1 tRNA gene is annotated in these 277 nt (G+C 43.3%); it reads right to left on the reverse strand.

The window, feature by feature from the left end:
- Positions 1–33: 33 nt before the first annotated feature.
- Positions 34–107: transfer RNA gene (locus tag LB467_RS18870), tRNA-Ala, on the reverse strand.
- Positions 108–277: the final 170 nt, after the last annotated feature.

Consider the following 277-nt stretch of genomic DNA (forward strand, 5'->3'; position numbering starts at 1 on the left):
TAGTACCTATCTCCCTTAGATCTTAAGGAATCGTGGAGAATATCGGAGTCGAACCGATGACCTCCTGCGTGCAAGGCAGGCGCTCTAGCCAGCTGAGCTAATCCCCCGTTTTTTTTCAGTTGGCAGTTAATTAGTATGCAGTATCCAGTTGTAACTGTACTGCGTACTGCTCACTGCGTACTGTAAACTGGTTGCCCAACTTCTAAAATTTCCTTTCAATAAATTGTAATGAACTTAATTGTCTCGCTTCACCCTCTAACTTCTAACCTTGTACTTC

The organism is Salegentibacter tibetensis (genome assembly GCF_020164485.1).
GTDB classification, from domain to species: domain Bacteria; phylum Bacteroidota; class Bacteroidia; order Flavobacteriales; family Flavobacteriaceae; genus Salegentibacter; species Salegentibacter tibetensis.